The organism is Shewanella alkalitolerans, from assembly GCF_019457575.1.
In the GTDB taxonomy this organism is placed as follows: Bacteria; Pseudomonadota; Gammaproteobacteria; order Enterobacterales; family Shewanellaceae; genus Shewanella; species Shewanella loihica.
On record NZ_CP080422.1, the window covers coordinates 1,399,391 to 1,420,220 of the forward strand.

Consider the following 20,830-nt stretch of genomic DNA (forward strand, 5'->3'; position numbering starts at 1 on the left):
GGTATCTGCCCTTGCTGTTTGGCGCCTGTCTATCAGGAGTTTCATCAGGCGCCATAGTGTTTACTGAGCAGATAATAAACAGATGCTGCTGTATCCAGGCTGAATGAAATTTAAACAAACAGGCTAAAGTCAACCAGCGCCAGCAAGGCGGCGACGGCTAGGCTAGCGGGCAGGCGTTTTGCCTGGTAGCTAAGCAGCAAGATAACCGCCAGCGCCGCGGCGCTCATCACGCCAAACAGCAAAATTGTCGCGTAGGCGGGCTCATATTGGCCGAGCAGCGCGAGAAAGCTTAAGGCGAGCGAGGCCCAGCCTGTCAGGGTAAGCGCCCTCTGTTGAATCTGTGTGGGTGGACGTTTGAAGCAGCTCTTGAAGTGGCTGAACATGGCCAGTGCCAGGGCGCCAAAGGCAATAAAGGCCAAACATAGGGATAGGCAAAGGGCTAGGCCGATGGATAGGTTCATTGGCGCACCTCCTCTAAATCACCATCTCTTGTTTCACGAGTCATAGCCGTTGTGTTGGGCCTGCTAGCTCTTACAACGCTTGCCCTGCCAGCTCTTGCCGTGTCTGTTCTCGGGCTGGTGGCACTTTGGCGCGGATTGATTAGCTTTGACTGCCTTACCTGCCTGGCGGCAAATCCCAGTGCCAGGGCAAACAGCAGGCTGACCATATCGAAGCCTACCAGCGTCCACTGATTATCATGTATGTTCGCGAGCAGACTCTGCCCCGAGGTGACGGCGCCCACCAGCGGCAACGCCGCAAAGGCCAGGGTGCCCAGCAATAGCCATTGACGCCAGCGCCGCCAGGACTGCGCGGTGCGAAGGCCATCCCACAGGGCGACTAGGGCGATGACTGCCAGCATGATGAAGAAGGCATCCACCTCACGCTGCGCCCGGTCGATGATATCGAGCGGCAACAGACGGTTTGCGTAGAAAAAGATTGCGGTGGCGAGAGGAAGGCCGCAGATGAAGCTGATGTTGAGCCCGTCCACTAGCCTGAGGCCGATAGTCGGCTTGGTGCCAGATTGAATCGCTTTTTGTTGTTTCTGGGCGATCTTTACCGCCCATAGCAGGGTGCCAGTGGCGACCATGGCGCAGCCCAGCAGGCCGCAGAGGAAGAAGAAACCTCGTAAAGCCCAGTCGGCAAAGCGCGCCGTATGCAGCGCCATCAGGGTGTCATAAGTCTTGTAGGTGGCGCTGTCCGGGTTAGCCTTAGATATCAGTTCACCCTTTACCCCATCAAAGATCAACAGATTACGTCTATCTGTCACCGTCTGTTCACTGTTGAGGGTAAAGCTGATGCGGCTGTTATCTTTCCCTGGCGCGCTGATGCTTAACTGTTTCAGTGGCGCGGCGCCCCACTGCTGTTCTATTTGAGGTAGCAGTCTGGCGGCCTCGATGAGCGGCGCTGCTTCTTTGCCGGGCTTTGCCTGAATGCGGGCGGGGTTGAGGTCGGCCCTGAAGGCGCGCACGTTGCCATCGTATTCTTGCAATGCGCCCCAGGGCATGAACATGAACATCAGAGTGATGAGACCCGTATAGGTGATGATCAGGTGATAGGGCAGAGCCATCACGGCGCTGACATTGTGGGCGTCGAGCCAGGAGCGACTGCCTTTAGCCGGCCGAAAACTGAAGAAGTCTTTAAAGATCCGATTGTGGATCACCACGCCGCTTATCAGGGCGATCAGCATCGCCATGGTGGCGAGCCCCACTATCCAGCGCGCGGCCACAACAGGCAGGTAATGTAGATCAAAATGCAGGCGATAGAAGAAGTTGCCACCTCGGGAGTCGCGGATCTCGGTGATCATCTGCTGACCATCCTGGCTGACGACATGCTCATGGAACTTGCCGCGCCGTTCACCCTTTTTAGGCTCGTCTGCCCAGCCGAAGCTGAGGTAAGGCTTGCGCTCACTCGGGAAGGAGATGGTCCAGCTCGCGGCGTCGGGGGCCTTGTCGGCCAGATAGGCCTGGCCCTCGGCAATCTGTTGTCCAATTCGCTGCTGGTCATAGTCTTGAAAGACAGATTGATGCAGCTCGGGTTTGCTCCACAGACTGATCTCGTGACGGAAATAGCTCAGGCTGCCGGCAAAGAAGATAAGCAGTAGTAGCCAGCAAACGGCGAGGCCGGCCCAGGTGTGCAGCCAGGTCATGGAGCGGAAAAAAGTCTCTTTCATGGGATTAACCTAAAACGAGTGTGAGGCCATAGAGCAGGCTGCAAAGCGCCACAGGTTCCAGCACCACGCGCAGGTGAGACCTGAGGCTAAAGAGGCGGATGATCATCATGGCAAAGATGCTAAAGGAGACCATAGTGCCGACAAGCACCGCATCGAGACGGCTAAGGGGCAGAGTTTGTGCCAGCAGCATACAGGCGAGCGCCGCCACGCCGTAACCACCCAGCAGGGAGGCTAACAGGCGCACGATGACCGAAGCTCTGGGAGAGAGGTCTCGTTCGAATGACGTTAGACGTGGAGAAATGCTTGTATTCACTATGGATAAATTTATGAACTAAGGGTTAGCTTATTCTACACTTGTTGAGATAAGTTCTCATTCGTATTTACATGTAAAGCTGTTTTCTCAAATTACTCTTAGGTTTGCCCTTTGGCCCTCTCTTAGTTTGTGGGCTAGCATGAAGATGACGCCATAAAGACAGATTGATTAAATTTTGTTTACTTTGTGGGATTTATGGCCAAAACCGCCTGTTTATGCCTGATATCCTGTTTTCGCCGCTTGCTTTTAACCAGTATGGGGAGTACATATTAGTAGACACTGAATGGAGATTTACTTGGATTTCGCCCATGCTTACATAGGCGTCAATTGAAAAAAAAAGTGCTTTAGCCCCTTGTTTTTTCTTTCACTCATCCCAAGTTCATTATTGAAGTCATCCTAAAAAGGAAAACCTATGAAAATAAATCTTTCTGGTCATCACGTAGATATTACCGATTCAATAAAAGAGCATGTGAATCAAAAGTTTTCCAAAATCGCGACCCATTTCCCAACGCTCATTTCACTCGATGTCATCATTGCTAAAGAGCACGGAGAGTTTCAGGTCGAACTCAGTACCAATTACGAAGGTAGCCGGATATCAGCCTCTGGGAGTGACGATATCATGTATCCTGCTATCACTAATGCCGCCAAAAAACTGGATGCGGCGTTAAAGCACAGAAAAGGCCATTTGAAGGCAGATCTGCATCAAAAGCCGGTAAGTACCACACCTGAGATTGCCCATGAGATCATCCAGGAGATGAAGTTGGTCTAAGCCTACAAGGCATAAGAGACGATAAAGCCACCCTAAGGGTGGCTTTTTTGCATCTGGGCTCTTGTGTATTTGAGTTATGTATATCTGAGGCTAGCGGAAGTCAAAGGCTAGGAAAAGTTTGAATATAGGAAAGTCAGAGACTAAGTAAGCTGAGCATCAAAGGCTAAGGCAGGTCGACCTCGAGCGCTGGGCATTCAAGGGCAGTGCTGTGCGTCTTGTCACTCAGGTCTTGATATAGGGTTAAGGGGCTAAGCTTAGCCTGATAACGACCCGGAGGGATAACAAATGCCTGCGCCAGTTCAAGCGAGACGCTCAAGGACTCGCCTGCAGGCAGCAGTAGATAGTCCTCATCAGTCGGCTCGCCGCGCTTGGCGAGTGCGCCCTGATATTCAAGCGTCTGTTGGTTATTCAGGTCGGTCAGGGTCAGAAACTTGCTAAACCAGGCATCGAAGGGGCTGTGCCAGCTCAGCAGGTACCAGTTGGTGTTTGCCGGCGCAGCTATCTCGAAGGTGAGAGTATTGTCTTGCTCCGCCTTTATGAGGCGACACGTAGGTAGCGCTTGACGTGCGAGGCTATTCATACTTATGGTCCAAAGTAGCAAGAGGCTAAGTGACAGAAACCTTAAAGGTGTAAACATAGGCGTTAACCTTGGCATCAGCTAAAAAAAAGGGCGGATAATTCCGCCCTTAGATTGACAAGAAAGATAAGAAATAGATTAGTTTAAGTTAGGCGTGTTTTCAGCAAAATATTCATGGCTGTCAGCATTTTGAATCGCCTGTGAAGGATCGCTGATCGCCAGTGACTTAGCACCGCTCTGACCGTAAACAATATCATCTGTACCCGCTACTACGTTGAAGTGGCTGGTCTCATGGATGATGGTGCCGCCCTTAGAGTCAGTACCCGAAGTTGGGGCTGTCCAGAAGGCATTACACATGTAGATCTTGTATGGCTGAGTTGGGTAAACATAAGCGTAGTATTGCTTCTTACAGCTACAGTCGAAGGTCAGTGGCTCGTTGTTGAGCGTGCTATCGATCTTGCTGAAGTTGTTGCTTACCGTGTTCCAGCGAGACGAGCTGTAAGCACCGAACCAGGTGCTGTAACGCTGTGAGTTGCTGCTGGCCGTGGCCAGGTGCTGGTTAGCGTCGGCTGACATTGTCTTAGCCGCGGCTAGGCCGGCAAGGATATCACTCTGCTGTGAGTTGCTGCAGCGACCGGTGAAAGAGATGCCGTCAGGTGTGGTGCCGCCACCATCGCCGGTGCCTGGCTTACCCTTGTTAGCGCCGCCTTTAAATTCACGGCCTTCCAGGTAGAAGCTCGCTGGGGCAGAGTGTATGCCTTCTACGCCAAGGCGAGCCAGTTTCTTGGCTTGGCCTGGGTTTGGCGCAAACAGCTGCATAGAGCTGACATCATAGCTGATCTCATAGTTTGCCGTGGACGACATGTCATACAGTGACGATAGCTCTACCTGGTAAGAGATGCTCTCACCGGATTTTAGCTTGATGTAGTCTTTATGGCTTGGTGCTGGACGCTTGTAGTGAGCGCCGAGGTAAGGGCGCTCTTGACCGTCAGCGGTAACTTTAAATAGCGACTCTTCAACACCGTCTGCTGCGGTAAACCACTTGAGTAGTTTCACCGGAACGTTGGCTTCGTTGGTCAGGGTTAGGGTAACCATCACGTCCTGATCGCTGCTGAAGCTGTCTTGGCTCATCTGCAGTTTAGCGGCGATCCCTTCGGCGAGGGCTGATTGACTCAGTAAGGTGGTGGCAATAGCGAGTGTTGATAATTTGAATAGCTTGCTCATCAATTTGTCCTTTTGATTGAGGTTATTTTTATAGTGTTAACAAATGTTACTCAGTTGTTACATTTTGGAGTTTAATCAAATTAAGGTTTGAATAGCAAGCATTTATTGGAGCTTTATTTTGAATAACTAAAGTTGGCTAGTGCAATGTACTTTATCTGACTAACGACAGGAAATTGGCTACCCCAACGTCAGCGGTTTAGCTGCTATGTTCAAGTGTTGCTCTAACCCTCTCCTTAGCAATTTTTTGAGTCGTAACTGCCCATCTCATCTTCGATCTCGTGAGGTTAACGCCTCTTTGAATGGCCCTTGATTCGAACCCTTTTCGAAAAATCGGAAAAATAAGTTGTGCACAATTTAAATTTTAGATATAACTACCGCAAATGAATTGCACGCAATTTAAATTGCATTCTGATTCGTATTCAAGAGTCGTACTCAAGAGTCGTAATCAAGAGTCGTAATCAAGACTGCACTCTAAATTGCAAAAAGCACTTTGCTTTCAATGAACCTATTCGAAATGAGGAAAGACCATGAAGACTTTATATGAGACTCAAGCCACTGCGAGCGCCGGACGTAACGGACAGGTGACGACAGACGACGGTAAGCTGTCTATCGCCCTTAGCTATCCCAAAGAGATGGGCGGCAGCGGAGAGGCGAGCAACCCTGAGCAGCTATTTGCGGCGGGCTATAGCGCCTGTTTCTCCAATGCCGTTCTGCATGTGGCCAGAGAAGCCAAGGTAAAGCTGACGCAGGCGCCGGTTACCGCTAAGGTGGGCATTGGCGCTCGCGCAGAAGGTGGCTTCGGCCTTACCGTGGCCCTGAGTGTTGAGCTGGCGGTATCTGATGAGTTATCTCAGGAACAAGCCGTAGAGCTGGTAAGAACGGCCCATCAGGTCTGCCCATACTCTAACGCCGTACGCAACAACATAGATGTCGCACTAACTGTAAATGGCCAGTCTCTGTAACTCGTCAGTTTATGTAACTTGTTAGCTACTCAAGCTTATTAGCGAGTTCCAGGCTGGCAGCTCTAGGTGAAGGTGTAAGCCTCCTAAAGCCTGTGTTTTGCCAGCTCGGTGAGTAGCATCTCACGTCCCTCGCTTTCCACATGGGTCAAGAAGGCCTGAGCGATTGCCGAGGGACGTTTTGATTTAAGCCAGAGAAAATACCAGTTGGAATTGATCGGCAGCTCCTTCACATTCAGCTGCGCTAGCCCGGTATTGCCGCCAAAGGCGAGGGTATGGGCCGAGAGTATGCTGACCCCCAGCCCCGACATCACCGAGTGTTTGATCGCCTCGTTACTCTCTATGGTCATCTTGACGTTAAGCTTCACCCCCTGTTTCGCCATGAAACGCTCAATCGCCAAGCGGGTGCCCGAGCCATTTTCACGCATCAAGAAGGGCGCCTCACAGAGCTCGGCTAACGAGACGCCATCCTGACTGACTAAGGGATGATTCTCCTGGGCAATAGCCACCAAGGGATTATTGAAGAATTCGATGCTATCTGTGTTGAGATCCGCTGGTGGATGACTGAACACGTAGAAGTCGTCGATGCCCTGTTTGAGGCGCTCGATGATCTGCTGGCGGTTGCCCACATTTAGCTGCACAGCGACATTGGGGTAGCGCTCGCAGAAGGGGCCGAGCAGGTGGGGAATAAAGTATTTCGAGGTGGTCACCACAGCCAGGCGCAGGGTACCCGATTTGAGCTCCCCCATGTCCGACAGCGACATCTCCAGCCTCGCAAAACTGTCGAGGATCTCCGTGGCCGATTTAACCACCTCCAGCCCGGCCTCGGTAAACACCACCTTGCGACCCACTATGTTATACAGAGGGAAACCTATCACATCGGCGAGCTTCTTGAGCTGCATCGAGATGGTTGGCTGAGTGAGGTGCAGGGTGTCGGCGGCGCCGCTGACGCTGCCGCTATCATAGACAGCCAGCAAGATCTCCATCTGCCTGAGGGTACCAAGATGTGCCTGTAGTCTGAGGGACATAGTCGCTCCAAGTATAGATTTTTATCTATATAAAAACACAAAAATATCTATTTTTATATATAAATTGTTTTTGGCAAGATCGCTCCAGTTAAAAGAACACCGAATTTTTCGCAGTATCAGTCGTAAACGGGGGATCTTATGAAACAGTTAACTCAGCTTGTCCTGGCAGAAAAACAATCACTCTTCAGCCTAGTCGTCGGCCTTGTGGTGACCACGCTGGCGTTTGCCACCATGAGGGAAGGGCACAACGGTATGGGGCTGCTGGTTGTCGGTCTCGGCCTGATCTCACTGACCTTGGTCTCTATGGTCGCCAAGTTGTCGTCTAAGCGCCGCGTCGTAAAGCCTACCACTCGCCTGCAAGTAAAGGGCGCCTAATATGCAGTTAGATATCACCATCGCCTTCTTTATCCTGGGAGCGCTCGCCACCCTGATCCGCTCCGACATTCAGTTTCCCAAGGCGCTCTATCAGAGTCTGACCCTGTTCCTCATGCTGGCCATCGGCCTCAAAGGGGGCGTGGCACTGTCAAAATATGGCTCCATGGCATTGCTGCCACAATCCTTGTTAGTGATTGGTATGGGGCTGATTATTCCGCTGATCGCCTTTCCCATACTGCGCTATATCGGTCAGCTCAAACTTGAGGATGCGGCCTCAATTGCCGCCCACTATGGCTCGGTCAGCATAGGCACCTATGCGGTGGCCGTGGCGTTTCTCGAGGCGCAAGGCATAAGCTACGAAGCCTACTTCCCGCTGTTTGTGGTATTGCTGGAGATCCCTGCCATCGCTGTGGGTATCGCCCTGGCTAGACGTTCGGGTACTAACCTAAAGTGGCGCACGCTTATCCATGAGGTGTTCTGCAACCAGAGCCTGGTGCTGCTGGTTGGCGCGCTGATCATCGGCTACTTCTGGGCCGACCGTATCGAGGGGGTGACCCCGCTCTTCTTCAACCTGTTCCATGGTGTGCTGGCCCTCTTCCTGCTGGAGATGGGGATGCTGGCCGCCAGCCGTCTAAAAGAGCTGAAGCAGATGGGTAACTTCATGTTAGCATTCGGCGTCTTCATGCCACTGATTGGTGGCTTGCTGGGCAGTATTCTTGGCTTACAGATGGGACTGTCGAGCGGCGGCGCCACTCTGCTGGCGGTACTGGGGGCGAGCGCCTCATACATAGCGGTGCCGGCGGCCATGCGGGTCGCGATTCCCGAGGCGAACCAGAGCCTGTCTATTACCTATTCACTGGCAATTACTTTTCCGTTCAACGTATTGGTGGGCATACCTACCTATGCGCTGTTCACCTATTGGTTATCAAATTAAGAGGCACGTATGAATAAAGCAAGAGTAGCAATCATCATGGGTTCACAGAGCGATTGGCCGACCATGAAAAATGCCACCACAGTCCTGGATGCCCTGAGTATCGCCTACAGCAAACAGGTGGTCTCGGCGCACCGTACCCCAGAGCGTCTGGTGAGCTTCAGTCATGGTGCGGCCGATGAAGGCATAGAGGTGATCATCGCCGGTGCAGGCGGCGCCGCGCATTTGCCGGGCATGACCGCGGCCATGACGCACCTGCCGGTGATTGCCGTGCCTGTGATGAGCAAGGCACTAAAAGGGATGGATAGCCTGCTGTCTATCGTGCAGATGCCAAAAGGCGTTGCGGTGGCGACCCAGGCGATTGGCGATTCAGGCGCCTTCAATGCAGGCCTGATGGCGGCACAAATCCTAGCCCTGGGCGATAGCGAACTGACCCAGCGTCTGTGTGACTGGCGTGCTAGCCAAACCTCAGGTGTGCCGTTGGAGGTGGAATAATGCGCATCGGCATTATCGGTTGTGGTCAGCTGGCGCGCATGATGGCGCTGGCGGGCATTCCCTTAGGGCTTAAATTCAGCTTCGTCGCCGATGGTGGCCCAGGTACGGATCTCAGCTGCGTCGAGGGGCTCGGCCGTGTGGCGAGCTGGCAGTCGGGGCAGAGTGTCAGCGCACTCTATGAAGCCTTGGGCAAACCCGAGGTGATCACGGTCGAAAAAGAGCAGGTAGATCTCGAGCTAGTGCGCGCGCTCGAAGCCCACTGCACTATTCGACCGAATGTCGACAGCATCGCTAAGTGCAAGAGCCGTATTCATGAAAAGCAGCTATTAGCCGATCTTGGTATTCCCTGCGCGCCCTTTACCTATGATGTCAGCCTCGAGGAAAGCGCCAAGACCTTAGGTTATCCCATGGTGATAAAGTCCCTCGACGAAGGCTATGACGGCAAGAATCAGTGGGTGGTGCGCAGCGATGATGATCTTGTCAGCGTTGCGCCTAATCTTAAACAAGGTCATTACCTAGCCGAGCAGTGGATCCCTTTCGATGCCGAGGTGTCTATTATCGGTGTGCGCAGCGCCAGCGGCGAGGTGAGCTGTTATCCCTTGACCGAGAATCAACATCAAAACGGTATTCTGCTGCGTTCAATGGCGCCCGCCAGAGGACTAAGCGCCGAGATGGTGCAGCAGGCGCAAAGCTATATGACCAAGCTGCTGGAAGCACAGCAGTATGTGGGCGTGCTCGCCATGGAACTGTTTGTGGTGGGCGATAAGCTGCTGGTGAATGAGTTAGCACCTAGGGTACATAACAGCGGTCACTGGACTCAGCTCGGCGCACAGACCTGCCAGTTTGAGAATCATATTCGCGCCGTCGCCGGACTCGCCCTGGGAGCAACCTCCGCCATAGGTAAGACCGGCATGCTGAATCTGTTAGGTGTAGTTGCTCCGCCAATGGACGCCCTAAGCAGCAATGCCAGCCTGCACTGGTATAACAAGGCCGCCAAGCCCAACCGCAAGTTAGGACACATCAACTTCTTGCTGGATGACTACGCCCAGTTGGCCAGTCAGATGCAAAGCGTCGAGCAGTCGCTGGTGAAGTGCTAAGCTAAGTGATTCATGTGCAAGTACGAGATTGGTATCTAAGATTTAGCTTCTAAGAATTAGCGTCTTAATCCGATAACGAGAAAGCCCCGACAAGACCTGCCGGGGCTTTTTTATCTTTGATTTTAAGCCGCTAAATCGACTTACTGCACGTGCTTAAAAAGCGATAGATACAAAAAAGCCGCTAAACCCATCTGGTAAGGGCTTAGCGGCCTTTGAAGGTTATCGCTAACCTGATGTTGGTGGAGGCGGCGGGACTTGAACCCGCGTCCAAAAAGCCTACATCCTCGGCGCTACATGCTTAGTCTTTCTATTGGTTAACCAACAACACTCCGAAAGACAGGATTGTTATTGGCGAGTCCAGTACTGTTTTGCGGTTCACCCCTGAACAAGGTTCCCTCGCTATCAAATGTAAAGGTGACCATCTTAATACTCTGCCCATTTGAGAAACGTGAGCAAGATGGCTAGCTAGCCTAAGCTGCTAGAGCGTAGTTATCGTCGTTTGCAACTATAACTGTGCGGCTTTTTACGAGGCCAACCGCCCCTCGGCATGCTCCTAGGGTTTCGTGAATCTTGTCGAATCCAGAATCGCCCCCAGTACAATGTCGATTGTAACCCGCGTCGTCCTCGATTACCAAGGATTAATCATGGGGCTACTATCGTTTGTTCGTTATCCGTACGTTTTATGCCAGACAAGTCGCTGAATCACAGCGATTATTATCGTGCGGCATGTTTCATGGTACGAGATTTTTCAATCTTCCACTCGCGCTCTTTGGTGTCGTCGCGCTTATCGTGCTCTTTCTTACCCTTACCCAGGCCGATTTCGAGTTTAACCCAGGCATTTTTGCGCCAATACATGGAGATAGGTACGATAGAGTAACCTTGACGCTCTACCAGGCCCTGCAGCTTATCCAGCTCTCTGCGGTTAAGCAGCAGCTTACGATCGCGCATAGGGTCGCATACCACGTGAGTCGATGCGGTATTGAGCGGTGTGATGGTGCATCCAAACAGGTAGGCCTCTCCATCTCTGAGGAACACATAGCTCTCAGACAGGTTTACCTTTCCGACTCGGATCGATTTCACTTCCCATCCCATCAGGGATAAGCCGGCTTCAAATTTCTCTTCAAATTTATAATCGAAGTTTGCACGTTTGTTTCGCGCAATCGTCGCCGGTGGGTTCTTTGATTTTTTTGCGTTTTTCTTAGCCATAGGAGGGCTATTATACGCGCGGTAAACCAATTTGGAATTGGCTCGCGTGATTATTTGTTTAATTTGCCTGCGTAAATGGGTCGAGGTGGTGTTTTTTTGAGCTTGGCTTGAGTGCTGGGTGAGGTGACCGGTGTTGCCGAGCATGTTAAAATCAATTTTTTGCTTCATGGTGTCAGGCCAAGGTTTCAGGTTAAACAGTCATATGCCCAAGATTTCCCGTAGCGTATTAGTGCGCTTTAGTGCCATGCAGATGTACGAGTTAGTCAACGATGTGGAATCCTATAAGGAGTTTCTGCCGGGGTGTGTTGGCGGTAAGGTACTTGAGTTTGATGGTAAGACCATGGTGGCCTCGGTCGATGTCTCCAAGGCGGGGATCAGCAAGACCTTTACTACACGCAATCAGGTTATTCCTGGTAAGCGAATTGAACTGGCGCTGGAAAATGGCCCCTTTAAGCATCTGCATGGTCAGTGGGAGTTTACCGAGTTGACGGAAGATGCCTGTAAGGTGGATTTCGAGCTTAACTTCGAATTTTCCAGTTCGCTAGCGGATATGGCCTTTGGCAAGGTGTTCAAAGAGCTGATGTCTTCCATGGTGACTGCCTTCACCAGCCGCGCCAAAGTGATTTACAAATAACAGCTGTTTAATCTTTCTAGGATGTAAGATGAGCGATCAAGATAAGTTTGCCGTTGAAGTGATTTATGCACTGCCTACCCAGCAGAAGCGCATCAGCGTCATGGTGTCGCCGGGCACCAGTTGTATCGAGGCGGTGAAGCAGAGCGATATCTGCCGGTTCTTTCCTGAGATCGATCTGGAGAAGGTAAAGCTAGGTATCTTCAGCCGTGCGGTAAAGCATGATGAGGTGTTAGAGCCTGGGCAGCGAGTTGAGATCTATCGCCCATTGATTGCCGATCCTAAAGATGTGCGTCGTCAACGAGCTGAAAAGGCCAAGAATGAGGGCCGCGCCAACAAGACTACAGGCGCTAAGGTGAGCTAGTTAAGTTTTTGTTTCTGCCGGGAATCGTTTCGAGTGTTAAGTAAGACGAGATAAGTAGCCTGACAGGATAGGCTGGAAGGCGCATTAAAGAGTAAAAATAAAGAGAAAGCCGCTAGATAGCAAAAAGGGTCTTAAGCAATGCTTAGGACCCTTTTTTCGTCTTAAAACCCAGGCGCTTAAAACTGGCTTGGCGTTAGTTAAAGCGTTTATTCAAACTCTTTAACTTCGTTGAGTTCTTGTGCTTTCTTCTCTTCCACGAGCGGCTTGGTATCTGGACGCTGCTCAGGGTTTAGCGGAACCAGGTCGCCCTTTGCGGCACCTAGCTCTGGTAGCGAGCTCTGATCCAGCGGGGTGTTAAAGTCTGCAGCCAATTCATAGTCGCCTTCTACTTTAGAAAGCTTGTCATTGGTAAAGTGCAGCACCAGCTCTTTATGGGTGATGCTGGCGTCACGACCACTCTTGTAGTGATAGACATAGTACCAGGTGTCGTCCGAGAAGCTGTCGCGCAGTACGGGACGGCCCAGGATATATTCGACCTGCTCTTTGGTCATCTCAATTCTGAGTTTTTCGACCTGCTGCGTCTCCATGTAGTTGCCTTGCGGCACATCTGGTTTATAGATCAGCCAGTCGAACACGCTGCATGCGCTTAATGAAAGAGACAGCGCCGCTGCGCCTAATAGAGTAATACTATGTTTTTTGATGGTCATTGAATGCGCTACTTCCCTAAAAATCTGTCGGCCATGATACCCAAGCATTCCCCATGCTGACAAGCGCTATCGCCGTTTTCTGGATCTCGCCTGCGTATCAGCTTAGGTCTGTGTGTTTGGGGCGCCCAAGGGGAGGGCGAGTAGTTCAGACAGGTGTGTTAAGGATTAGTTTCACCAGCTTGAGCGAATTTTGTCCAAGTAGGGCAGGAGAATCCCTGAGTCGTGATGAAAATGCCAGACTAATTAATTGTTAGTATTTGTTTTATCCCGAATTGTGGTAAGTTAACTTTTATTTACATCTTGTTAGCAAGCAGCGTTTTGCCCTAGGTGAAAATAGTGGACAATAGGCCGAGAATTTAGCGGTAGCAAATCGCCTGGGTCAATAATGGACATAGCAAGAATGGATGAATCTAAAAAGCTTGGCAGTTTGGTTTGTGTCGGCACAGGTCTTAACCTGGGCGGTCAGATAACCGTGTTGAGTAAGAGTTATATCGAGCTGGCCGACGTGGTTTTTTCTTTGGTGCCCGACGCCTTTGCCCTCCAGTGGCTTGAGAGCATGAATCATGATGTCCGATCACTGCATCGTTATTATGCCCAGGGTGAAGAAGTTAAGAGCCGTCGTGATACCTACCAACAGATGGTCGAGGCGATATTGACCGAGGTTAGGGCGGGTAAGCGGGTCGTGTGCGCCCTATATGGTCACCCAGGTGTGTTTGCCTGTGTTTCCCATATCGCCATTCGCCGGGCACGCGAAGAAGGTTTCGAGGCCAAGATGGAGCCGGGGATCTCAGCCGAGGCCTGCTTATGGGCCGACGTGGGTATAGACCCTGGACAATCTGGTCACCAGAGCTTCGAGGCCAGTCAATTTATGTTCTACTGTCATACGCCGGATCCAGCCACCCACTTGCTGCTGTGGCAGATAGCCATCGCTGGAGAGCACACGCTCACCAAGTTTCATACTAACTCGGATTGTTTGCAGGTCTTGGTTGAGCAGCTTAGCGAGTGGTATCCGTTAGATCACGAGGTCATTCTATATGAAGCGCCCAATTTACCGACACAGGCGCCTCGAATTGAACGCTTATTACTCAAAGAATTACCCCAAGCCAAGTTAACTGCTATTACGACCCTGTTAATTCCACCTGCGGCGCCGCTGAAGGTGAACCATAAGGTTTTGGCAAAACTCGGTATTTCAGAAGCTTTATTGGGTTAAAAATGAGACGGAGTTTGATTAAAGCTAGAGTGGTCAAACTTTTGTCTAGCAACTAGTGTTATTACATAACAATGGAGAATGATATGTCTAAGCTAAGCGATTTTTTTCAGAAGTTAGGTTCGGATGCCGCACTGTTAGAGGCTTACAAGGCTGATCCAGAAGGTGTGATGAAGGCCAATGGCCTAACGGATGACGAGATCCAGGCGGTGTTGTCGGGTGATAAAGCACAGCTTGATTCGCTCTCAGGTGACACCCGCGAAGTACAATCCTATCTGCTGATCACTAACCCAGATGACAGCAAGTAACGTGTAGAAGCTATATGCATTACCTCAGACTATTTTTGGCTTGTGTCTTGTCGATAGTGATTTGCCTGCCCGTCATGGCGAGCGATGTCGATTACGACTCGGTTATCGATGAGCTAAAGGCATCGTTAATTGCAGAGCCGGCCAAGTCGTCTGAGGTAATTGCCTACCTTAAAGAGAATACCCAGCACTTGAGCCGCGAACAGAGGGCTCGGGTGTTGACCCTGGAAAGCAACAAGGAGATGTTTAATGGTGCCTATGAGCGCGCCTTTAATCTACTCACTCAGGCCGAACAGCTGAGCCACTCTCCCGAGATTCAAAATTCCATCTATCTGTATCAGGCCACTGCGCTGATCGCCATGAAGAATTATCAGGGTGCCTTGGATGCTATGGCTAAGAATCTCGACCGTATCGAGCAGATAGATGATGTGACCATAAAGATGACCTCTTATCTGAGGTTGGCAAACCTCTATCTTGATCTCGAAGTCTATGACGAGGTGAAGCGCTACGCCTCGCTGGCCTATGCACTCAGCCGCGACAGATCGCCGAAAGAACAGTGTTATGCCCAGGTACTATTGGCGGCAGGTGAGTTAAAGCTCTCACACTATCATGAGGCTAAGCAGTTATTTGCCGATACCCGCACCTTCTGTAGTGAACATAATATACCGCTTATCGTCGCCATGTCCGACAAGGGCAAGGGAACATCGCACCTTAAGCTAGGTGAGCTTGAGCAAGCGGAGATGCTGTTCCTATCAGCGCTTGCCGAATACAAGACATTTAAGTTCCAGTTAGAGATTAACGATGTTAATGCCTTACTGGCCGAAGTCTACTTGATGAAGAAAGAGGTGGAGCTCGCCAAGCAATACGCCCAGCTAGTCATAGATGTTGAGGACGAGCCAAGCGTGCTCAACGCCAAGAAACGCGCCATTAAGGTCATGGCCGATGCCTTGGCGGTAGAGGGAAGCTTTCAAGAGGCCTATCGTTATCTGGACAAGTATATGCAGCTCAGTGAGGCCGATATCGATGAGACCAAGGCAAAGGCCTATGCGTATCAGATGGCCAAGTTTGAGAATGCCGAGAAGACCCGTGAAATTAAGATGCTCAACCAGGATAGGGCGCTCTATACGGCGCAGCAAAAGGTGGTTGAGCTGGAGAGATACAACGAGAGTATGGCGCTGATGATCGCCTTTGGTTGTTCTATCTGTCTCATTATTTTTGGTGCAACCATGTTTGTGCAGAAGCGCAAATATAAGCGCATCTCTCAGCGAGATCCTTTGACCGGAGTATTAAACCGAGGCACGGGACAAGACTTTGCCGAAAACCTCTTCGTCGATGTCTTGGCTCATCGCAGCGTGTTTAGTGTGGTGATGTTCGACTTAGACCACTTCAAGGCGATCAACGATACCTATGGCCATAGCGCCGGAGATTGGGCATTGCGGCGAGTAGTCGATGCCGTGACGCCAAGCCTCAAGAGCAGGGATCTGTTTGTGCGCATGGGCGGTGAAGAGTTTGCACTCTTCTTGCCGTACACGGATGAGCAGGCGGCCCTCAAGATAGCCAAGCAGTGTCGCGTGGCTATAGAGGCGATTCAGACACGGCCTCACTATAGCGACCTGAGCATTACCGCCAGTTTCGGTGTCTGCACCAGTGTGGAGGAGGATCTTAGCCTGGATCCACTCATGAAGCGGGTCGATATCGCCATGTATCAGGCCAAGGGCAATGGCCGTAACTGCGTGGTCATGTACCGCCCAAGCATGGAGTCTACGCCCGACACCCCCATTAATGCGGTGAATGCTTAGCCTTAGCTAACTGGGGTTTGCGGTTGTTTAGCTCAAACTCGTTACCCTTAGGCGAGTCATTGGCTTGCCGACACTTGTCTTTAACTCTGCTAGTCCTTCTTGTTTTCGAAAGTCCTTCTTGTCTGTGTTCGCGCTTCTCGTTGGTGTTAGTGCTTCTAGCCTGTCTGTGCTGTCTAAGCTGTTCTCTTCTAGTGAAGCTTTTGTCTTTATACATACTTAGCAGTTCTCTGTTGCATCGACGGGAGCCTATCAGGCCTTCCTGCAACAGGTAATCGATATTTACCGAGTGAGTTCACTTCTTCTAGCTAGTTTTCCCGTCTTGCGCAGAGCTTCCTGTCCAATGTTGTCAGTCGCTCATCTCTAGGCCTTGTGCGGTCAGCCTTCAGTATTTTGTTATTTGAATTCAGGTTTCTTGTCTTTCATTAGAGCTGACATTAAAGCTGAGCGGCTAGTGATCGTGCGAGTTAGTCATTTTGCGCTGGTCACTTAGCGGCAGAAGGAGAGCGATAGAAGGAGAGCGACAGAAGGAGAGCGAGGCTTGTCGAATGGCCGAGTTAGATGCCTTGTCTTGGCAGCATGATAGGCGTCTCTGCTGGGTTAACTATGCAATTTATTCGGTTTTTTTTAATTTTTTTTGCAGCAAACCAAAAAAAATCGTGATGTTGATCGACAAACGTTACCGAATTGTGACAAGCCATTTGGCCTCTTGCTTATATCGTTTACGTAAACGTCAAATTAAAACGTTCGTTTGATTTTGAGTGTTTTGGGGTTGCTTGTAAAGTGTTGAAATAATTTAAGTTTAATAGCCTTACTTGCAAGTAAAGCAAAACGTGCCGCCTTTTTATCTGTCAGGTTTCTAGGTGAAATGTCTGTATCGATAAAATTACTGTTGGTAATAAATTTTCGTAATAACTTTCAAGTGATGGAGCTTGGTTCATTTGTCAGACAACTTTTAAATTTAGTCATTTCTTGATTTGTTGGTTATGCCTTTTGTTGTCTAAAAACAATATTTTGAGTTGCATCGACCTGTTTGGTCTTACCAATTTTTTGTGATGTCACTCAGCTTTTTTCGCTGTTTTTCTCACCGCTCGTATTGTTGCAATCCCAACAGTTTGTTAGTAGGTTTTGTTCAAAACGTACATTTGTAACCCCTTGCTGGTGTTTCAAGCTGTATGGCCATCATTACAAGGTATGGCGGGCCTTAGGTTAAAGGCTGGAAGAATTGAAATTAACGGTAAGTGAGCGCTTGGGAGATATCGGGATGACTGAACAGGTAATGAATAAACATCAGCTAGAGACGGGATTGTCTATCCTGGGGGCGCCAGTGCCGGGGCAAGAGATAGTGCTTAACGAAGGTGCGCTGAGCTTGCTAGAGGTCTTGTGTGATCAGTTTGCGGCAGAGGTACCTAAGCTACTCGAGATGCGCAGGCAGAAGCAGGAACTGATCGATAAGGGTGCGCTGCCCGATTTCTTACCCGAGACCCGTGCCATCAGAGACGGCGACTGGCAGATCCGCGGTATTCCCCAAGACCTGCAAGACAGACGTGTAGAGATCACAGGGCCAGTGGATCGCAAGATGATCATTAACGCCCTCAATGCCAACGTTAAAGTCTTTATGGCCGACTTCGAAGACTCTCTGGCACCTAGCTGGACCAAGGTGATCCAGGGCCAAATTAACCTGCGTGACGCCGTGCGCGGCGAGATAGAGTACACGGCGCCCGAGACAGGTAAGCATTATACGCTCGATGATGATCCTGCCGTACTTATCGCCCGCGTACGCGGTCTGCACCTTAAGGAGAAGCATGTCGCCTTCAATGGCGAGGCGATCCCTGGGGCACTGTTTGATTTCTGCCTCTACTTCTACCACAACTATCGCCAATTGTTGGAGAAAGGCAGCGGACCTTACTTCTATATTCCTAAACTCGAGAGTCATGTCGAGGCGCGCTGGTGGGCCAAGGTGTTTGCCTATGTCGAAGAGCGCTTCTGTCTAACGCGGGGCACCATTAAGTGTACCTGTCTTATCGAGACACTACCGGCGGTGTTCGAGATGGAGGAGATCCTCTATGAACTGCGCTCTAACATAGTCGCGCTCAACTGTGGCCGCTGGGACTACATCTTCAGCTACATCAAGACGCTGAAGAAGCATCGCGACCGCATCTTGCCAGACCGACAGGCGGTCACCATGGATAAGCCGTTCCTGAGCGCCTACTCACGCCTGCTTATCAAGACCTGTCACAAGCGTGGCGCCCTGGCGATGGGAGGCATGGCTGCCTTCATTCCGGCTAAGGATCAGGCGCAAAACGAGGCGGTACTGGTTAAGGTGCGCGGTGATAAGGAGCTTGAGGCGCGTAACGGCCATGACGGCACCTGGGTGGCACATCCTGGCCTGGCCGATACCGCCATGGGGATCTTCAACGAGTACATAGGTGAAGATCACGTCAACCAACTGCATATCACCCGCGATGTCGATGCGCCAATTTTGGCCAGGGATCTCCTGATGCCCTGCGAAGGTGAGCGCACCGAGTCGGGCATGCGCCTCAACATTCGAATTGCGTTGCAATATATTGAGGCCTGGATCCGTGGCAATGGCTGTGTGCCCATCTACGGCTTGATGGAAGATGCCGCCACGGCAGAGATCTCACGTACCTCTATCTGGCAGTGGATCCAGCACGAACAGAAGCTCTCTAACGGCAAGCTGGTCACCAAGGCGTTGTTCAAGGAGATGCTGGTTGAAGAGCTGGCTAACGTCAAACTCGAGGTGGGACCAGACCGTTTCACCCATGGCAGCTTCACCCAGGCCGCCGTATTGCTGGAAGAGATCACCACGGCAGATGAGTTGGTGGACTTCCTGACCCTGCCGGGCTACGAGATTTTGACCCAGGGCGATAACGCCTAACGAGATGATTTTATAAATGAAAGGGTAATACCCAAACCTATTTAGCGCCTTTGAATGTGAGTGGTATTGAGGGAGCTGGATGCTAACACCTGAGATGGAGAAGATTATGACTAAGGCAACTACACAGATTTCACGTCAACAACAGATTGATGCGATTAAGCAAGATTGGGCTGAAAATCCACGTTGGGCCGGCGTTCGTCGCCCCTATTCAGCAGAGGACGTAGTGGCCTTACGTGGTTCGATTGTCCCGGAAAATACTCTGGCAACCCGCGGTGCCGAGAAGCTATGGCAGCTGGTTAACGGTGGCGCTAAGAAAGGTTATGTTAACTCACTCGGTGCCCTGACCGGTGGTCAGGCGGTACAGCAGGCCAAGGCGGGTATCGAAGCCATCTACCTGTCGGGCTGGCAGGTGGCTGCCGATGCTAACCTGGCGGGCACCATGTACCCAGATCAGTCGCTCTATCCGGCAAACTCTGTACCTGCAGTGGTTCAGCGCATCAACAACTCGTTCCGCCGCGCTGACCAGATCCAGTGGAGCAACGAGATAGACCCACAAGATGAGCGCTACACAGATTACTTCTTGCCTATCGTGGCCGATGCCGAAGCCGGTTTCGGTGGTGTACTTAACGCCTACGAGCTGATGAAGAACATGATCGATGCCGGCGCGGCGGGTGTGCACTTCGAAGATCAGCTGGCCTCGGTGAAGAAGTGTGGCCACATGGGCGGTAAGGTGTTGGTGCCGACCCAGGAAGCGGTACAGAAACTTGTATCGGCGCGTTTGGCTGCCGACGTGAGCGGCGTACCAACTCTGGTTATCGCCCGTACCGATGCGAACGCTGCGGATCTGCTGACCTCTGATTGCGACCCTTATGATCGCGACTTCATCACTGGCGAGCGCACTTCAGAAGGTTTCTACCGTGTGAATGCTGGCATTGACCAGGCTATCTCTCGCGGTCTGGCCTACGCCCCATACGCAGATCTAATCTGGTGTGAGACGGCTAAGCCTGATCTTGAAGAGGCGCGCCGCTTTGCCGAGGCGATCCATGCGCAATACCCAGATCAGCTGCTCGCCTATAACTGTTCACCTTCTTTCAACTGGAAGAAGAACCTGGACGATGCCACCATCGCCCGCTTCCAGCAAGAACTGTCGGACATGGGCTACAAGTACCAGTTCATCACCTTAGCCGGTATTCACAACATGTGGTACAACATGTTCGACCTCGCCTATGACTATGCGCGTGGCGAAGGCATGAAGCACTATGTCGAGAAGGTACAGGAAGTCGAATTCGCCGCGGCGAAGAAAGGCTACACCTTCGTGGCGCACCAGCAAGAGGTGGGTACAGGCTACTTCGATAAGGTGACCAATGTGATCCAGGGCGGTGAGTCTTCCGTCACGGCACTGACTGGCTCTACCGAAGAGGAGCAGTTCTAAAGTTTCGACTTGCTGTCCTTTAGCAGCGGTTGTTCCTCGCACTGTGTTCCTACGTGCAGTGCGAGGTTTTTCTTTCCTTTCTACTTGTTTATTTTTGCTTGCTTTGGCGGTCCCTCTTGAGCCGCCTTTTTTATTTTGTGCTTATCAATACGCTCCCGCAGCCGATAAAGAGATGAAATCCTTGCCATGTGAATAGGGTGCAGGTGATAAACGTGATTTGCCACTGGCGGCAGATGTAATTGTTATGTTATAAGTTTTTCTGCCTATAATTCATCAAAGACGGCGCCGGCAAGCGAGCGCTATCCTTATTTCTTCATATAAAAGAGTAGATACGCATTGAACACT

General features: G+C 51.1%; 21 protein-coding genes and 1 other RNA gene. 13 read left to right on the forward strand and 9 right to left on the reverse strand.

Annotated features, from left to right (window positions below; translation table 11 throughout):
- Positions 1 to 110: 110 nt before the first annotated feature.
- The 3 genes from K0J45_RS06215 to K0J45_RS06225 are packed head-to-tail and all read right to left on the reverse strand — an operon-like array spanning position 111 to position 2,414.
- Positions 111 to 461 (reverse strand): DUF3325 domain-containing protein, encoded by a 351-nt coding sequence (locus K0J45_RS06215; protein WP_220044667.1) that lies wholly within the window; start codon positions 459 to 461, stop codon positions 111 to 113.
- A complete protein-coding gene (locus K0J45_RS06220; protein ID WP_220044668.1) occupies positions 458 to 2,170 on the reverse strand; it encodes a PepSY-associated TM helix domain-containing protein in 1,713 nt (570 codons plus the stop codon). The genes K0J45_RS06215 and K0J45_RS06220 overlap by 4 nt, the downstream gene beginning before the upstream one ends.
- A gap of 4 nt (positions 2,171 to 2,174) precedes the next feature.
- Entirely contained in the window at positions 2,175 to 2,414 is a 240-nt protein-coding gene (locus K0J45_RS06225; protein ID WP_220044669.1) for a hypothetical protein, read from the reverse strand.
- A 481-nt stretch (positions 2,415 to 2,895) separates the two neighbouring features.
- On the opposite strand from K0J45_RS06225, the gene hpf reads away from it, so the two are divergent.
- Entirely contained in the window at positions 2,896 to 3,252 is a 357-nt protein-coding gene (hpf, locus tag K0J45_RS06230; protein ID WP_011865043.1) for a ribosome hibernation-promoting factor, HPF/YfiA family, read from the forward strand.
- A 163-nt stretch (positions 3,253 to 3,415) separates the two neighbouring features.
- On the opposite strand, the gene K0J45_RS06235 is transcribed toward hpf, so the two are convergent.
- Complete coding sequence (locus tag K0J45_RS06235; protein WP_220044670.1) at positions 3,416 to 3,832, reverse strand: hypothetical protein; 417 nt, start codon at positions 3,830 to 3,832, stop codon at positions 3,416 to 3,418.
- Positions 3,833 to 3,967: 135 nt separating this feature from the next.
- Positions 3,968 to 5,053, reverse strand: coding sequence for a M35 family metalloendopeptidase (locus tag K0J45_RS06240; RefSeq protein WP_220044671.1), 1,086 nt, complete (start codon positions 5,051 to 5,053; stop codon positions 3,968 to 3,970).
- A gap of 527 nt (positions 5,054 to 5,580) precedes the next feature.
- Here K0J45_RS06240 and ohr point away from each other — a divergent pair.
- On the forward strand, positions 5,581 to 6,015 hold the full coding sequence (ohr, locus tag K0J45_RS06245; protein ID WP_220044672.1) for an organic hydroperoxide reductase Ohr: 435 nt from the start codon (positions 5,581 to 5,583) through the stop codon (positions 6,013 to 6,015).
- Between the two features lie 83 nt (positions 6,016 to 6,098).
- Here the strand turns inward: ohr and K0J45_RS06250 are convergent, their stop codons facing one another.
- On the reverse strand, positions 6,099 to 7,040 hold the full coding sequence (locus tag K0J45_RS06250; protein ID WP_220044673.1) for a LysR family transcriptional regulator: 942 nt from the start codon (positions 7,038 to 7,040) through the stop codon (positions 6,099 to 6,101).
- A 138-nt stretch (positions 7,041 to 7,178) separates the two neighbouring features.
- Between K0J45_RS06250 and K0J45_RS06255 the strand changes: the two genes are divergently transcribed.
- The 4 genes from K0J45_RS06255 to K0J45_RS06270 are packed head-to-tail and all read left to right on the forward strand — an operon-like array spanning position 7,179 to position 9,938.
- A complete protein-coding gene (locus K0J45_RS06255; RefSeq protein WP_220044674.1) occupies positions 7,179 to 7,415 on the forward strand; it encodes a hypothetical protein in 237 nt (78 codons plus the stop codon).
- 1 nt (position 7,416) lies between these two features.
- Positions 7,417 to 8,349 carry a sodium-dependent bicarbonate transport family permease gene (locus tag K0J45_RS06260; protein ID WP_220044675.1) on the forward strand — a complete coding sequence of 311 codons (933 nt, stop codon included), beginning with the start codon at positions 7,417 to 7,419 and terminating at the stop codon, positions 8,347 to 8,349.
- 9 nt (positions 8,350 to 8,358) lie between these two features.
- On the forward strand, positions 8,359 to 8,841 hold the full coding sequence (gene purE / locus K0J45_RS06265) for a 5-(carboxyamino)imidazole ribonucleotide mutase (RefSeq protein WP_220044676.1): 483 nt from the start codon (positions 8,359 to 8,361) through the stop codon (positions 8,839 to 8,841).
- A complete protein-coding gene (locus K0J45_RS06270; protein ID WP_220044677.1) occupies positions 8,841 to 9,938 on the forward strand; it encodes a 5-(carboxyamino)imidazole ribonucleotide synthase in 1,098 nt (365 codons plus the stop codon). Before purE ends, K0J45_RS06270 begins: the two co-directional genes overlap by 1 nt.
- A 237-nt stretch (positions 9,939 to 10,175) precedes the next feature.
- Here K0J45_RS06270 and ssrA read toward each other — a convergent pair.
- Positions 10,176 to 10,531: a transfer-messenger RNA gene (gene ssrA, locus K0J45_RS06275) on the reverse strand.
- 121 nt (positions 10,532 to 10,652) lie between these two features.
- Positions 10,653 to 11,144 (reverse strand): SsrA-binding protein SmpB, encoded by a 492-nt coding sequence (gene smpB, locus K0J45_RS06280; protein ID WP_011865070.1) that lies wholly within the window; start codon positions 11,142 to 11,144, stop codon positions 10,653 to 10,655.
- 202 nt (positions 11,145 to 11,346) lie between these two features.
- Here smpB and K0J45_RS06285 point away from each other — a divergent pair, with 202 nt between their 5' ends.
- Together K0J45_RS06285 and K0J45_RS06290 are read left to right on the forward strand one after the other, a co-directional pair.
- Positions 11,347 to 11,778: an SRPBCC family protein gene (locus K0J45_RS06285; RefSeq protein ID WP_220044678.1), complete on the forward strand. Its 432-nt coding sequence runs from the start codon at positions 11,347 to 11,349 to the stop codon at positions 11,776 to 11,778.
- 28 nt (positions 11,779 to 11,806) lie between these two features.
- On the forward strand, positions 11,807 to 12,139 hold the full coding sequence (locus K0J45_RS06290) for an RnfH family protein (protein WP_160798809.1): 333 nt from the start codon (positions 11,807 to 11,809) through the stop codon (positions 12,137 to 12,139).
- 206 nt (positions 12,140 to 12,345) lie between these two features.
- Here K0J45_RS06290 and K0J45_RS06295 read toward each other — a convergent pair whose 3' ends face one another.
- Positions 12,346 to 12,846: an outer membrane protein assembly factor BamE gene (locus K0J45_RS06295; RefSeq protein ID WP_220044679.1), complete on the reverse strand. Its 501-nt coding sequence runs from the start codon at positions 12,844 to 12,846 to the stop codon at positions 12,346 to 12,348.
- 400 nt (positions 12,847 to 13,246) lie between these two features.
- On the opposite strand from K0J45_RS06295, the gene K0J45_RS06300 reads away from it, so the two are divergent.
- The 5 genes from K0J45_RS06300 (at position 13,247) to aceA (ending at position 20,485) form a co-directional block, all read left to right on the forward strand.
- Positions 13,247 to 14,056 (forward strand): SAM-dependent methyltransferase, encoded by an 810-nt coding sequence (locus K0J45_RS06300; RefSeq protein WP_220044680.1) that lies wholly within the window; start codon positions 13,247 to 13,249, stop codon positions 14,054 to 14,056.
- Between the two features lie 83 nt (positions 14,057 to 14,139).
- On the forward strand, positions 14,140 to 14,361 hold the full coding sequence (locus K0J45_RS06305; RefSeq protein WP_220044681.1) for a hypothetical protein: 222 nt from the start codon (positions 14,140 to 14,142) through the stop codon (positions 14,359 to 14,361).
- Between the two features lie 56 nt (positions 14,362 to 14,417).
- A complete protein-coding gene (locus tag K0J45_RS06310) occupies positions 14,418 to 16,157 on the forward strand; it encodes a tetratricopeptide repeat-containing diguanylate cyclase (RefSeq protein WP_258406825.1) in 1,740 nt (579 codons plus the stop codon).
- A gap of 1,261 nt (positions 16,158 to 17,418) precedes the next feature.
- Complete coding sequence (gene aceB, locus K0J45_RS06315) at positions 17,419 to 19,053, forward strand: malate synthase A (RefSeq protein ID WP_220044683.1); 1,635 nt, start codon at positions 17,419 to 17,421, stop codon at positions 19,051 to 19,053.
- A gap of 106 nt (positions 19,054 to 19,159) precedes the next feature.
- Positions 19,160 to 20,485 carry an isocitrate lyase gene (gene aceA, locus K0J45_RS06320; protein WP_041406525.1) on the forward strand — a complete coding sequence of 442 codons (1,326 nt, stop codon included), beginning with the start codon at positions 19,160 to 19,162 and terminating at the stop codon, positions 20,483 to 20,485.
- Positions 20,486 to 20,830 lie beyond the last annotated feature (345 nt).